12 protein-coding genes are annotated in these 13,990 nt (G+C 63.5%); 9 read left to right on the top strand and 3 right to left on the bottom strand.

Translation table 11 applies throughout. The features are described from left to right. Positions 1 to 119: 119 nt before the first annotated feature. Positions 120 to 824, bottom strand: a complete 705-nt coding sequence (locus tag FJ546_RS25615; protein ID WP_140891859.1) for an SDR family oxidoreductase — start codon at positions 822 to 824, stop codon at positions 120 to 122. A gap of 127 nt (positions 825 to 951) precedes the next feature. Here FJ546_RS25615 and gcvA point away from each other — a divergent pair, with 127 nt between their 5' ends. From gcvA to FJ546_RS25595, 4 genes are all read left to right on the top strand, one after another. Continuing rightward, the gene (gcvA, locus tag FJ546_RS25610) at positions 952 to 1,851 is read left to right on the top strand and encodes a transcriptional regulator GcvA (RefSeq protein ID WP_140891858.1); all 900 of its coding nucleotides are present in this window, start codon (positions 952 to 954) and stop codon (positions 1,849 to 1,851) included. A 187-nt stretch (positions 1,852 to 2,038) separates the two neighbouring features. Further along, positions 2,039 to 2,548: a DUF2867 domain-containing protein gene (locus FJ546_RS25605; protein WP_140891857.1), complete on the top strand. Its 510-nt coding sequence runs from the start codon at positions 2,039 to 2,041 to the stop codon at positions 2,546 to 2,548. A gap of 511 nt (positions 2,549 to 3,059) precedes the next feature. Then, positions 3,060 to 3,473, top strand: a complete 414-nt coding sequence (locus FJ546_RS25600; RefSeq protein WP_140891856.1) for a hypothetical protein — start codon at positions 3,060 to 3,062, stop codon at positions 3,471 to 3,473. A 958-nt stretch (positions 3,474 to 4,431) separates the two neighbouring features. Then, positions 4,432 to 7,122, top strand: a complete 2,691-nt coding sequence (locus FJ546_RS25595; RefSeq protein WP_140891855.1) for an EAL domain-containing protein — start codon at positions 4,432 to 4,434, stop codon at positions 7,120 to 7,122. Positions 7,123 to 7,467: 345 nt separating this feature from the next. Here FJ546_RS25595 and FJ546_RS25590 read toward each other — a convergent pair whose 3' ends face one another. Continuing rightward, positions 7,468 to 7,929 (bottom strand): Lrp/AsnC ligand binding domain-containing protein, encoded by a 462-nt coding sequence (locus FJ546_RS25590; RefSeq protein ID WP_019859344.1) that lies wholly within the window; start codon positions 7,927 to 7,929, stop codon positions 7,468 to 7,470. Between the two features lie 129 nt (positions 7,930 to 8,058). Between FJ546_RS25590 and FJ546_RS25585 the strand changes: the two genes are divergently transcribed. The 3 genes from FJ546_RS25585 (at position 8,059) to FJ546_RS25575 (ending at position 11,014) form a co-directional block, all read left to right on the top strand. Then, on the top strand, positions 8,059 to 9,054 hold the full coding sequence (locus tag FJ546_RS25585) for an ornithine cyclodeaminase family protein (RefSeq protein WP_181168085.1): 996 nt from the start codon (positions 8,059 to 8,061) through the stop codon (positions 9,052 to 9,054). 146 nt (positions 9,055 to 9,200) lie between these two features. After that, positions 9,201 to 10,334 carry an FAD-binding oxidoreductase gene (locus tag FJ546_RS25580; protein ID WP_140891854.1) on the top strand — a complete coding sequence of 378 codons (1,134 nt, stop codon included), beginning with the start codon at positions 9,201 to 9,203 and terminating at the stop codon, positions 10,332 to 10,334. After that, positions 10,331 to 11,014: a YoaK family protein gene (locus tag FJ546_RS25575; RefSeq protein ID WP_140891853.1), complete on the top strand. Its 684-nt coding sequence runs from the start codon at positions 10,331 to 10,333 to the stop codon at positions 11,012 to 11,014. The genes FJ546_RS25580 and FJ546_RS25575 overlap by 4 nt, the downstream gene beginning before the upstream one ends. Positions 11,015 to 11,021: 7 nt before the next feature. On the opposite strand, the gene FJ546_RS25570 is transcribed toward FJ546_RS25575, so the two are convergent. Further along, positions 11,022 to 11,450, bottom strand: coding sequence for a MarR family transcriptional regulator (locus FJ546_RS25570; protein WP_246686959.1), 429 nt, complete (start codon positions 11,448 to 11,450; stop codon positions 11,022 to 11,024). Positions 11,451 to 11,608: 158 nt separating this feature from the next. On the opposite strand from FJ546_RS25570, the gene FJ546_RS25565 reads away from it, so the two are divergent. Then, positions 11,609 to 12,424 carry a p-hydroxycinnamoyl CoA hydratase/lyase gene (locus FJ546_RS25565; protein WP_140891851.1) on the top strand — a complete coding sequence of 272 codons (816 nt, stop codon included), beginning with the start codon at positions 11,609 to 11,611 and terminating at the stop codon, positions 12,422 to 12,424. A 38-nt stretch (positions 12,425 to 12,462) separates the two neighbouring features. Beyond that, entirely contained in the window at positions 12,463 to 13,977 is a 1,515-nt protein-coding gene (locus tag FJ546_RS25560; protein ID WP_246686958.1) for an AMP-binding protein, read from the top strand. The last annotated feature ends 13 nt before the right edge of the window (positions 13,978 to 13,990 follow it).

The following is a 13,990-nucleotide window of genomic DNA, read 5'->3' as shown; positions in this document are numbered from 1 at the left end:
GACTGGCGCGACCGTGGCCTGAGCTTTCTGAGCAGCGTCTTTGCCTTACGAAGGCCCCCTCTCCGGCCGCTGCGCGGCCCCCTTCCGTGGGGGCGAGGAACCCAAGCCCGGTCGACGCCTCACAGCGCCCGGATAACACCGCCATCGACGCGGATGTTCTGGCCGGTGATATAGCCCGCCCCCTCCGACGCCAGGAACGCAATCGTCGCGGCGACCTCCTCCATCGTGCCGTAGCGCTGCATCGGCACGTTGTCGCGGCGCTCTTCGACGGTCGGCAGGCTGTCGATCCAGCCGGGCAGCACATTGTTCATGCGCACATTGTCTGATGCATAAGTGTTGGCGAAGATCTTGGTGTAGGCGGTCACTCCGGCGCGGAACACGGCCGAAGTCGGGAACATCGCGTTCGGCTCGGCCACCCAGGCCGTCGAGATGTTGATGATGGCGCCGCCCTTCTGCTTGACCATTTGCGGCGCCACGATGCGCACCGGCCGGATGACGTTCATCAGATAGACGTCCATGCCGGTGCGCCACTGCTCGTCCGTGATCTCCAGGATCGGCGCGCGCGGCCCGTGGCCGCCGCTGTTGACCAGCACGTCGATGCGGCCAAAACGCTCCAGCGTCAGGTCGGCGAGGCGCTGCAGGTCTTCATTCGACTGGTTGGAGCCGGTGACGCCGAGCCCGCCCAACGCGTTGGCCAGCGCCTCGCCCTTGCCCGAGGAGGACAGGATCGCGACCTTGAACCCATCCGCCGCCAGGCGCTTGGCCGCCGCCGCCCCCATGCCGCTGCCACCGGCCACGACAACAGCCACTTTTTCTACACTCATCGGATTTTCCTCTCAGGGTTGGCGAGCACCGCAACCGGTGTTTTCGGGATTTGAACGGTGATATAGCTGGTTCTGCCGCCCGGTTCGAACCAGAATGCCTGAAATCAACCAGTAGAAAATCTCCTGCATGCCCGAAGCCTTCCTGAGCCTGCCGCCGCTGAATGCGTTGCGCGCCTTCGAGGCATCGGCGCGCCATCTCAACTTCCGCGTCGCCGCCGAGGAGCTGAACGTGACCCAGGGCGCGGTGGCCCAGCACATTCGCGGCCTGGAAACCCATCTCGGCACGAAACTGTTTGAGCGGCTGCCGCGCGGCCTGGCGCTGACCGATCAAGGCCGCGCCTATGTGCCCAACATCCGCCGCGCCTTCGACCTGATCTCGGAGGCAACCTTGCTGCTGCGTCCCGAGCCGGCACGCCTCACGATCAGCGTGACGCCGAGTTTCGCCACCAAATGGCTGATCCCAAGGCTGCAGGATTTCATGGCCGACAATCCGCTGGTCGACCTGCGCGTGCTGGCCAGCGAGAGCCTGTCGAGTTTCCAGGCCGACGGCGTCGACATCGCGGTGCGGCAAGGCCGCCCGCCCTTCGGCGCGGGCTTGATCGTCGACCTGTTGTTTCCCCAGCAGATCGTCGCAATCTGCAGCCCGGCCCTGCTGCCGGCCGGCGCAACCGAAATCGCCGCGAGCGAAATCCAGCATCACGTGCTGCTGCACGACGCGCACAATCTGTGGCCCGAATTCATGGAAAAGGCAGTCGGCCTGAAGATGACGGCCGAGCTCAAACGCATGCGCTTCAACCAGACCAGCCTCGCCATCGACGCGGCCATCGCCGGCCAGGGCATAGCGCTGGCCAGCCGCTTCCTCGTCGCCGCCGACCTCGCCGCCGGCCGCCTGGTCCAGCCGGTCAGCGGCGAAATGCGCGGCACGCAGGATTTTCATGTCGTGATGCCGAGAAAGCAGCGCCACCCCGAACCGACACAGGCCGTGCGGCAATGGCTGCTGGACGCCGGGGAAAGGCCGCCGGTCTAGGGCGCGTACTCACTAAGCGGCTTGCCGACCCTGTGTCCGCCCATCCCCAAGCCGCGGAAGAGCGGACGTTGCCCGAGGTCGCGGAGGGGTCAACAGCAGAGTTCCTTGCTACGTTTGATGGAGAGCCCGTTCGTGCTATTGGAATGCACCACCTCTTCGCTTCCATTCAGTCCGGGGCGGACCATCCATGACGCGCGTTGCACGAGTCGATTTGCCGCAACATTCCGCGCTTAGGCCGCTCTATGCCGAGGCAGGCTTCGCTGACGCATTCGCGATCGATCTGCCGAGCCATGCGACGGGCGACGCCGAACGCCTCGCCGCCCATATGCTTATGGGTCAGGCGCGGTGGGTTGGCTGGCTGATAGCTCTCAGCGACACCTTGGTTGCGGGTTTTGGTCTTAAGACATCGTCTGAGTTGCGCGATGACGCTGCGACCGACAGGATCGATTTCTTTCGGGTCTACGATCGGCGGCGTCATGAGATTATTCTTGGCGAGGACGATCGCCATCTCGACTTCCGTTTGTCCGTCTTGGTTGAAGAGTCCGCGTTGTGCCGCCGGCTTGTCGCCACAACGGTCGTGACCTTCAATCATTTGGGAGGGCGGGCCTATATCGCGGGAATTGCGCCTTTCCATCGCCTGGTCGTAAAATCGTCTTTGCGTCGAGCCGAGCGATCGGGCTGGCCAGCTGAGCTGTGAGGTCGCGCGCCGCAGGCCGGACCAGATTCGCTACGTCCGCTTTCGGGCGTATGGCGTCCAGGCTACGGCTCGGCGCTAATAAGTCCACGTCCTAGTCGATTGATTCCAACGTTTGGTGCCCACGCCTGACGGCGGCGATGATTTCGTCTGGATCGGCGCGCCAGACGAAGGGACCTTTCACGCCCGCAGAATGCGCCAACTACTTTATTTACTCGCGCGATACGGTTCAGCGATCCATGTCATCTTCTCTGGTTGAAGTTCGTTTCGTGGGTACTAGGAAATCTTTAAAGACTAGCTGATAGCTATACACTCTATTAGATCGTTACGGACCTAGACCTCGGCATATGCCGCCGCATTTGCAGTCCAGTCAGGTCTTGGAGAACTGCATGCGGCGCGCTCCCTTACCGATGCATTTCAAGGTCTTGCCGGACGTTTCAGCATTCGTTGCGTTGCTTGCAATCCCGGGCACGGTCACCACCTGGCGTCTGGTCCATCATTGGAAGGACTGCCCATGATGGACGAACCGGCCGGACCAGAAAGGCGACAATGGGCCAGGCGGAGCATCAGTCTCGCGGTCCGGATGGTCTTCCCGACACATGGGCTAAAGGAGGTGATGGAAGCGACTTTCGATTTGCGCGATGTTTCCGAGGGCGGGGCGTCCCTCCTTGTGGGCAGTATCGCCACGCCGGATTTTTTTTACCTTCAGTTGGGACGAGATGCGGCGGAACTAATCGGTTGTTACACCGTGCATCGTACAGCGGACACTGTCAGCTGTCGCTTCAATCGGCTTCTCGACGCGCGGGAAATCGAACGCTTGATCGAGGAGAGCCGCATGGTTCGTGAAACGCTTGATACACTGTTCGATACGCAGGCGTCGGACGAGCTCGATTCGCTGTTCGAGCAGTCGGGTGAACTCTTCTCGTGAGATCGCCGATCCGAACGCGGATGGGCAAGCTTGCGCACTGCATGCTGCTGGCGGTTCAGAAGAATCTGAGCTTCTCCGGGCCGTAGGTGACCGGCAGGTTCTTGGTCTGCTGATAGTGATCAAGCATCGTGTTTTGCGTAGCGCGACCGACGCACGACTGCTTGTAGCCGTCCTCGGAATGCCTAATCCTGGGACCCCGCCCAGGAGCTTGCCGTGAAATGGCGAGCAGCCACCATCGCTGACGCGCGCATGCGGTTTCCCAACGCGACGGTCGACACGTGGTTCTCGGCTACTATATAGGCCCGGATGCCTGCGGACCGGGCAAGCCGATCCATGGTGGCGATCTGATCAAGCTCCATGTGGGTTGCGTGGTCGAGTTCTGTTTTCAGCTATCGAAGAGGCGCAGCGGGGCTCGAGAGGCAATTCGGATCGGCGCGGAGTTTCCGTCAAATCCACTAGGCGGCAATGCGCTCCATGCAAAGCTCGGACTTCGACACATATCGCGTGGCTTATTTCGGTCACGGTTTTGGATCGGATTTGTTTGGTAGAAGAGTGGCCCTTCTTAGACAGCGGAGAAACCGAGGTATCGAACCCGGAATGGTTCTGGCGGCCGAAGTGCCTTGGTATGTTCGCGGCCTTGGCGCCGTGATTATTGAAACCCGGATAGGGTAACCTGCAATAGCGTTACCTCTTCGCGGACCTTGCTATCGTCTTGGGTGGAAGTTTTTCGAACTTTCCGGATCGCGCCCCAACCGCAACTGCGGTTTGCAATAACCGGGAAAAAGATTCTGACATTGGCTTCTACATGGATGCGTCCGTGGTCCCGACGGTGACTGGCTAACAACCAGTCATCCGAGAGCCTTCACCGACAATTAGTAGATCTCAACTAGGTTGTAATTTGTTTGACTCGTTCTCGGCCAATTTTACTTGCCCAATAGGCCGAACCGGAGGAACTCTGTTGGCCCCGAAATCATCCAAGCGCACTGCCGAGGCGGCGGACCAAGCCCTCACCGTGCTGTCGAAACTGGCGGTCGTCTCGTATGAGAATCTGGTGAGCGAGCTTCGCGCCGCCAATGCGGCACTAGAAGCGCAATCGTGGCGCTTCGAGACGGCGCTCGACAACATCTCGCAAGGCATCTGTTTCTTCGATGTCGACGAACGGCTGATCCTGTGCAATGGCCGCTACGCGGAAATCTATCGACTCCCGCCCGAGAAACTGCATGCGGGTGTGATGCTCAGCGAGATCGTCAAACTGAAGCTCGCCGCCGAGACTTTGTCAAGGACCGGCGAGGCCTATCTCGCTTTCGCGCGCTCGATCAATGCTGGCAGCGGTTCGACGACATGGACCGCCGAACTCAAGGACGGCCGCACGATTCAGGTGTGCCATCAGCCGATGCCCGACGGCGGCTGGGTGGCGACGCACGAGGATATCACCGAACTCGCCACCAGCCGCCTGGTCGCCAATGAACGCGTTTCACTGCAGGCGCTGATTGACTGGGTTCCTGACTATCTGTGGGTCAAGGATACCGAAAGCCGCTTCGTTGTGGTCAACCGGGCACTTGCCGCCGACAGCGGCCGGCGGACGGGCGAAATGATCGGCCTGACCGATTTCGACCTGCATGCGCCTGAACTCGCCCGGCAGTTTCGCGCCTGCGAGCAGGACCTTTTGCGTCGCGGTCAGCCGATGGTTGACGAGGAAGAATTCATTGTCGATGCCTCTGGCACCGGCAAGTGGCTGTCGTCGACCAAGGTGCCGTTGCGCAACGCCCTGAACGAGATTTTCGGCTTGGTCGGCATTGCCCGCGACATCACACAGCGCAAGCAAGCAGACGACCTGCGGAACGGTCAGGCGCAGATTCTGGAAATGATCGCTGCAAGTGCCCCGCTCGAGGACGTGCTCGATCGCCTCGTTCGCCTCATAGAGTCCCAGTTGAATGGGATATTCGGCTCCGTTCTGCTGCTCGACAAGGATGGCAGTCACTTGCGGCATGGCGCGGCACCCAGCCTGGCAAAGGACTACACGAGCGCCATCGACGGCGTCCAGATTGGTCCCAAGGCCGGGTCCTGCGGCACCGCCGCCTTCCGCCGCGAGCCGGTAATCGTGGCCGATTTGATGATAGATCCCCTCTGGGATGACTATCGCGGCATCGCCGAGCCGTATGGCTATCGCTCGTGCTGGTCGACGCCGATCCTGTCGCATACCGGCGCGGTGCTGGGCGTCTTTGCCATGTATTCGACGACGGTGCGCGAGCCGGTCGAGGCCGAGATCAGCCTCATCGACTTCACCACGCGTATCGCCGGCATTGCCATCGAGCGCAAGCTTGCCGAAGACCGCATTCATTTCATGGCCAACCACGATACGCTGACTGGGCTTCCCAATCGCGCCTTGCTTGCGGACCGGCTTTCGCAGGCGATCCTTTATGCGCAGCGCTATCACCGCTGGGTGAGCGTGGTGTTCATCGATGTCGACAACTTCAAGCTCGTCAATGACACGCTCGGGCATAATGCCGGAGACGTTCTGCTGAAGACCGTTGCCGGTCGGATGGTCGAATGCGTACGGGCGACCGACACCGTCGTGAGGCTCGGTGGCGATGAATTCGTCGTCGTGCTTTTCGATCAGGATCCGGATGCCGACCTTGTTGCCGCGACCGTGCAGAAAATCCGTGCGGCGATCGCGGAGCCGGTTCAACTGGGCGAACATCATCTCAGGACGACAGCCAGCATGGGCGTGGCGAACTACCCCACGGACGGAGCCAATGCCGACGCGCTGCTGGCCAATGCCGATGTGGCCATGTACCGGGCCAAGGAGCTTGGCCGCGACAATTTCCAATTCTACGCGCCCGAATTCAACGCCACCAGCCATGAAAAATTCCTGCTGCAGGAGGAATTGCGCAACGCGCTGTTGCGTGCTGAATTCACGCTTCTGTATCAGCCGCAAGTCGATCTTCGCTCCGGCCGTGTCTTCGCGGTCGAGGCTCTGATCCGCTGGCAGCATCCGACGCTGGGCCTGATCTCGCCGATGAAATTCATCCCGATGGCCGAGGAGACGGGCCTGATCGTTCCGATCGGCGACTGGGTGCTGCACGAGGCCTGCCGGCAGAACAAGGCCTGGCAGGACGCGGGCCTGCAGCCGATGGTAATCTGCGTCAATGTGTCGGCGCGACAATTCAAGGAAAGCAATCTGATCAATCGTGTCGTCGCGGCACTGGAGGATAGCGGACTAGAACCGAAATATCTCGAGCTAGAAGTGACCGAAAGCCTGATCATGCAGAATACCGAGATGGCAGTCGCGACGATGAACGCGCTGCAAAGCCTAGGTGTCCAGATATCGATCGACGATTTCGGAACGGGATATTCGAGCCTCAGCGCACTCAAGACCTTCCCCGTGGCGCGGTTGAAGATCGACAAGTCCTTCATCAACGATCTCGCCTCCGACGCGAACGATCAGGCCGTGACCAGCGCCGTGATCTCGCTCGGCCAGAAACTGAACCTCAGGGTCATTGCCGAGGGCGTCGAAACGGACGAACAGATCGCGTTCCTGCGCAACAACAACTGCGACGAAATGCAGGGATATCATTTCAGCAAGCCAGTCTCTGCAGCCGAGATTGTCCACCTGCTCAACGAAAACCATGCCAGCCACGAGCTTTGATCGCTTGCGTTGCTGAACGCTGAAGGTATGTTCCGCTGGCCTAATATCAATTTCCAGGACTCACTTGCTTGTGTTGCAAGCGCGTCCTCGGAGTCGAAGCGCGGCTACTCTGGAGATAGTGCACCAACTGAGCGCCCACCGACGCGCGAACGGCAAGATTTCAGAGTTAGATCTTCGCACCCGCCAAACGTGCTTTTGCGACGAACCGCGCCGCGACGAGCGCCTCAAGCCGGGCCCTATCCGATGCTGTGACGACGATGCTGATACCGGTACGCATCTCGCATCGTCGCACAGGCACGCAACATCGGGAATCCCCAATCGGACTCGTCTGTCCCGATCAATCCACTAGATCGGCAGCAATGCGTCCGGCTTCACATTGGCGATCGAGGCGTAGGTATGCGTCTCCCTGACGCCGGGCAGCGGCAGGATCACCCGCTGCAGGAAATCCTGGAACATCGCCATGTCGGCGATGCGCGCCTTGACCAGATAATCGAAGCCGCCGACCACCATGTGGCATTCGATGATCTCGGGCGCCCGCACAACCGCCTCGGCGAAGCGGTCGAAGACATGCGGCGCCGTATGATCGAGCCGCACCTCGATGAAGACGAGTTGCGCCTGCCCGATCCGGGCCGGGTCGAGAACGGCCCGCACCGCCCGGATGAAGCCTTCGGCGAACAGCCGCTTGATGCGTTGCGCCGCCCCGGTCGGCGACAGGCCGACGCGGCGGGCCAGATCGAGCGTCGTGCGACGGCCATCCTCCTGCAGCAAGCGCAACAACGAGCGGTCGATGCGGTCGAGATCGTCCATTTTGAATTCACACTTTCCGAACACAGATAGCGCGATTATCACGCAAAAATCGCGAAAACAGCATATTTCATCACGCTGTCGAGTGGCAATACCGTTGGCGGGCAACGCAACCCGACCAAGGCAAATCCCATGACATCGACCATACGGACCTCCCGCAATGCCCTTACCAAGGGCGACACGGCCGTGCTCATGCTGAGCGAAGCCGAGGTGAGAACATGCATCGACCTGCGCCAGCTTCTCGATGCGTTGGCGGAGGGCTTCAAGGCATTGTCCCGCGGCGAGATCGTCAATCCGGCACGGCCGCAGCTCGACATTCCGCGGGCCGGCTATTCGCTGGCGATGCCGGCCTGGATGGCGGGCATGCATCTGACGGTGAAGATCGTCAACGTCTTCGAAGGCAACATCGCCCGGGCGATCCCCAGCCATCTCGCCACGATCCATCTGTTCGACCCGGAAACTGGCATGCCGGTCTGTGTCATGGACGGCACCTATATTACCGCCGTGCGCACCTCCGGCTCGGCTGTGCTCTCGGTGCGGGAACTGGCCCGCCGCGACGCCAGGGTCGCGACGGTGGTCGGCGCCGGCGTGCAGGCCGGCCAGCACTTGCACCTTCTGCCGCTGGTGCGGGACTTCACTGAGATTCGCGTCGCCTCGAAGGAGTTCGCGGACGCGCGGGCGCTGGCAGCGCTGCATCCGGGCGTCGTCGCCGTCAGCGATCTCGAGGCCGCGGTGCGCTCGTCGGATGTCGTGTGCCTGGCAACGCATTCCTACCAGCCGGTGATCTCGGCCGAATGGCTGCGCCCCGGCACGCATGTCTCGTCGGTGGGCGTAGCACCCCCCGGCGGCGAGCTGCCGGTCGAGCTTGTCGGCCGGGCCAGCCTGTTCGTCGAGACCAGGGACGCCTTCGCGCCTACTCCGGTCGGCTCTTGCGAACTCGATGGCATCGATCCGCAGACCGGAACCGAGCTTGGCGAGATGCTGCTTGGGCTGCGGCCGGGAAGGATCAGCGCCGACCAGATCACCGTCTACAAGGCAATGGGTGTTGCCATGGAGGATCTGGTGGCGGCGGATCTCGCTTATCGCGAGGCGGTTCGGCGAGGACTGGGGCGGGCTGTGACCTTGTAGAGGAGGGCTGCCGATCGTCGGAGCCGGCGCTGCCCTCATTGCCCCGCCTGCGATTTCTCCCCGTAGAGCGGGCAGAAATGGCTGCGCGAACGACCGGGGGGAAGATCGCGTTTGACTGGATACGAAATCATTTTTACGACTGATGGATGCAGTCGAATCCTCCCGGAAAGATCGTCGTCATCGGTGGTGGCATTGCCGGCCTGTCGCTTGCGGCGGCCGTGCGGGATTGGGCCTCCGTCACTGTCCTCGAGCGCGAGCCGCATCTTGGCTACCACGCCAGCGGCCGCTCCGCCGCTTTGTTCACCGAGACCTACGGCAACCGGCTGGTGCGCGCGCTGACGCTGGCCAGCCGGCAGCAAATCGTCGAGGGCGGCTTCGTCGCCCATCGGCGCGGCGCGCTGCATGTCGGCTGGAAAGGCGACGGCGCCGCGATCGACAAGCTGGCCGATGAATTGCAGGCGCTGGTGCCCAGCGTGCGCCGGCTTTCGGCGGCCGAGCTCCACGCGCTGGTTCCCGCCATCGCCACTGAAGCCACTAGCGGCGGCGTCTATGAGCCGGACGCCGTGGATATCGACACCGGCAAGATGCTTGCGGCCTGCGCCTCGGCGCTGAAGGCCGGCGGCGGCACGATCCGCACCGGCGAGGAGGTGCGCGCCATTTCGCAAGACGGCGGCGGCCTGCGCGTGCAGACAAGCGCCGGCGTCTATCCAGCCGACATCGTCGTCAACGCCGCCGGCGCCTGGGTCGATGTCGTCGCTGGCTTGGCCGGGCTCTCCGGCCTCGGCTTCCAGCCCAAGCGACGGACCGCCTTCCTGTTCGATGCGCCCGCCGGCACCGACATCGCCAGCTGGCCGCTGGTGGTCGACCTGCACGAACAATTCTACTTCAAGCCCGATGCCGGCAGGCTGATCGGCTCGCTCGCCGACGAGACCGATTCCGAGCCTTGCGACGCCTGGCCGGAAGACATCGACGTCGCCATCGCCGTCGACCGCATCGAGCAGGCGACGTCGATGCGCATCGGCCGTCCGTCGACGCCATGGGCGGGCCTGCGCACCTTCGCGCCGGACCGCACGCCGGTCGCCGGTTTCGACCCCCGCCTGCCCGGCTTCTTCTGGCTCGGCGGCCAGGGCGGCTATGGTTTTCAGGTGTCGCTGACCTTGGCCAGGCTGGGCGCGGCGCTGATGCGCGGCGAGCCCCTGCCGGAGGACGTCACGGCACGCGGCGTCACCGCCGCGGCGCTGGCGCCCGACCGTTTCCTCTTCCCGGCGACGACGCCATGAAGCCTACGCTGCCGCTGCTGCTGAGCCTCAATGGCGGCTATGTCGACACAGCCGGCTTCCTGGCGTTGCAAGGCCTGTTCACCGCGCATGTGACCGGGAATTTCGTCACCCTCGGCGCCTCGCTGGTGCTCGGCATTTCGGGCGTGCTGGCAAAGCTGCTGGCGCTGCCGGTGTTCTGCATCGTCGTCATCTTGACCCGGCTGGCCGGCGAGCATTTGCGCCGGCGCGGACATCAGGCGCTCGGAGTGCTGCTGGCGACCAAACTGGCGCTGCTTGTCATCGGCGCGGCGCTAGCGATCCGCTTTGGCCCCTTCGCCAGCGGCGACAGCGCGGCCGCCATCGTCACCGGCATGGTGCTGGTCGCCGCCATGGCGATCCAGAACGCGGTGCACCGGGTCCATCTGGCGGCAGCCCCGCCTTCGACGCTGATGACCGGCACCACCACCCAGATCATGATCGACCTAGCCGATCTCATCGGCGGCACGGCCCCGGAAGCCCGCCCGGCGCTCATTGCCCGCCTGCGGCGCATGGCTGCGGCGGTCGCCGTCTTCGCCGCCGGCTGCGCGGCAGCCGCCCTCGGCTTTGCCTATGCCAATGTCTGGTGCTTCATCGTCCCGCCGGTGATCGCGCTGCTCGCCCTGTTGCTGCGGCTTTCCGCGCCGGACGGCGAAGCCAAATAGGCAGCCCTCAACCTTCGTCCGTCCAGATCAGGCGCAGCAGGCGCAGCAGCGTCGCCCGCTCCTTCTTCGTCAGCCTTTGCAGAAACCTGTCCTCGTGCCGGCGAACCTGTCGCCGCCAGCCTGGCATCGCCTGTCTGGCCGCCGGCGTCAGGGTCAGCATCCGCACGCGCCTGTCCTCGGCATGGTCGTCGCGCTCGACCAGCCCGCGCTCTTCCAGTTCCGCCAGCAGCGGCGCCATATTGGCGCTTTTCATGCCCAGGAGACGGCACAGTTCCGCGGCGCGGATGCCTGGCCGCTCATCGATCAGCGCCAGCATGCCATAGGTCACCGGGCGCAGGCCCGCATCGGTCAGTTCGACCGCGAAATCATTGAGCGCGAAAGCCGAGGCGCGCTTGAGATTGTAGCCGATCTGCGCATCGAGCGCGTCGTCGGACATCATTTCTGGCCCGGTGTGAGGCTGGGTTTCGTCCATGCCAACCGATCGCCGCGATGCCGGCTCTTGTCAAGCGAAAAAGACTATGCGACATAGCAATCAAGGTAGCTATGCCCCATAGCAATTTTCCATAGCAGTGGTGGAACGAGAGGAGACCGACCATGACCGATGAGACCGTTGCCTTCGACGTCGAGAACGGCATCGCCTGGGTGCGCTTCAACCGGCCGGACAAGCGCAATTGCATGAACCCGACGCTCAACCGGCGCATGATGGAGGTTCTCGACGAACTCGAATACCGCGCCGATGTCGGCGTGCTCGTGCTGTCGGGCGAAGGCAGCGCCTGGTCGGCGGGCATGGACCTCAAGGAGTATTTCCGCGAGACCGAAGCCAAGGGGCTTGGCGCCGTCCGCAAGGCGCAATCCGAAGCCTATGGCTGGTGGCGGCGCCTGCGCTGGTACGGCAAGCCGACCATCGCCATGGTTAATGGCTGGTGTTTCGGCGGCGGCTATGGCCCGCTCTTCGCCTGCGACCTCGCCTTTGCCGCCGATGAGGCGCAGTTCGCCCTGTCCGAGATCAACTGGGGCATCCTGCCCGGCGGCGGCGCCACCAAGGTGGTGGTCGACCTGCTGTCGATGCGTGACGCCATGTATCACGCACTAACCGGCGAACTGATCGACGGCAGGAAGGCCGCCGCCTGGAAGCTGATCAATGAAAGCCTGCCGCTGGCGGACCTGAAGACACGGGTCACCGAGGTCGCCAACATCCTTCTGAAGAAGAACCCGATCGCGCTGAAGGCGACCAAGGACGCCATCCGCCGCGTGAGCGACATGACCTACGACAATGCCGAGGACTATCTGGTCCGCGCCCAGGAGGCGGCAAATTCCCACGACAATGAAGGCCGCAAGGAAGGCATCCGCCAGTTCATCGACGAAAAGAGCTACAAGCCGGGCCTCGGCGCTTACGACAAGGCCAGATGACGCGATAAGCCAACGACGCAATCTGGGAGGAGATGCGCATGCCGGCCTTGACGATTTCTGACCCGGTGGCCCTGCATGCCGGCGCGCAGCCGGCCCGTGTTGCCTGCGTCGACCTGGCCTCCGGCCAGCGCTGGACCTATGCCGCGCTTGACGAGGCCATCCAGCGAGCCATCGGCGTTCTCGAAACCGGCTACGGCGTCAAGCCCGGGCAACGGATCGCCACGCTTGCCCGCAACAGCGCCGATCTCCTGATCCTGCAGCAGGCCGCAATGCGGCTCGGCGCCATCTTCGTGCCGGTCAACTGGCGGCTTGCCAGTGCCGAACAGCAGGCGATCCTTGCCGATTGCGATCCGGCGCTGCTGTTGCATGACGCCGTCCTGCAGGCGGCATTGCCCGGGCGCTGCATCCCCGTCGATGTCGCCGCCTTCGCGGCGGCGGTCGAGGCAGAGACGCCGGCGCCGCGCCGTCCCCTGCCCGCCGACGATGCGCCCTCGGTCATCCTCTACACATCGGGCACGTCGGGCCGGCCGAAGGGCGTCATCGTCACCGAGCGCAATGCTTTCGCCACGGCGGTCAATTTCGGCGTGCTGGGCCGCGTCGGCAATGCCAGCATCTTCCTCTGCGATGCGCCGATGTTCCATGTCATCGGCCTCATCACCAGCCTGCGTCCGACGCTGCTTCAGGGTGGCACCGTGCTTATCTCGCCCGGCTTCGATGCCGGCGCCACCAATCGCCGCCTCGCCGATCCGGCTCTTGGCGTCACCCATTATTTCTGCGTGCCGCAGATGGCCGGGATGCTGCGCGACCACCCCGACTTCACGCCGTCGCGCTGGACCGCGCTCACCGCAATCTTCACCGGCGGCGCGCCCAACCCGGCCACGGATATCAGATGGTGGCTGGCCCAGGGCGTGCGCATGGCCGACGGCTTCGGCATGACCGAGGCCGGCACGGTGCTTGGCATGCCCGTCGAGGCCGACCGCATCGCCGGCAAGGCAGGCTCGGCCGGCCTGCCGGCGCCGACGATCGGGCTGCGCCTCGTCGACGACGATGGCCGCGATGTCGCGGCAGGCGAGCCCGGCGAGATATGGCTGTCCGGCCCCTCCATCACGCCAGGTTACTGGAACCGGCCGGAAGAGACGGAGCGCGCCTTCACCGCCGATGGCTGGTTCCGCACCGGCGATATCGCGCGGCGCGACCAGGAAGGCTTCATCACTCTCGTCGACCGTCGCAAGGACATGTTCATTTCCGGCGGCGAGAACGTCTATCCCGTTGAAATCGAAACCGTGTTGCTCGACCATCCAGGCATCGCCGAAGCCGCCGTGATCGGCGTCCCCGACGCGCGCTGGGGCGAAGTCGGGCGCGCCTTCGTCGTGGTCAAAGCCGGATGCGTGGTTGATCCGGCCGATCTGGCCAGTCATTGCGGCGCCCGCATCGCCCGCTTCAAGGTGCCGAAAGAGTTCCTGCTCACCGATACGCTGCCGCGCACCGCATCCGGCAAGATCCAGAAACACATTTTGCGCGCGTGGACGGCACCGGTCCGCAAGCAGGGCTGAGGCAGACCGCAGG

Origin of the sequence: Mesorhizobium sp. B2-4-19 (assembly GCF_006441315.1) — a bacterium.
GTDB lineage: Bacteria > Pseudomonadota > Alphaproteobacteria > Rhizobiales > Rhizobiaceae > Mesorhizobium.
Note: the sequence above shows the minus strand (reverse complement) of the source record. Positions and strands in the feature narration are given on the sequence as shown.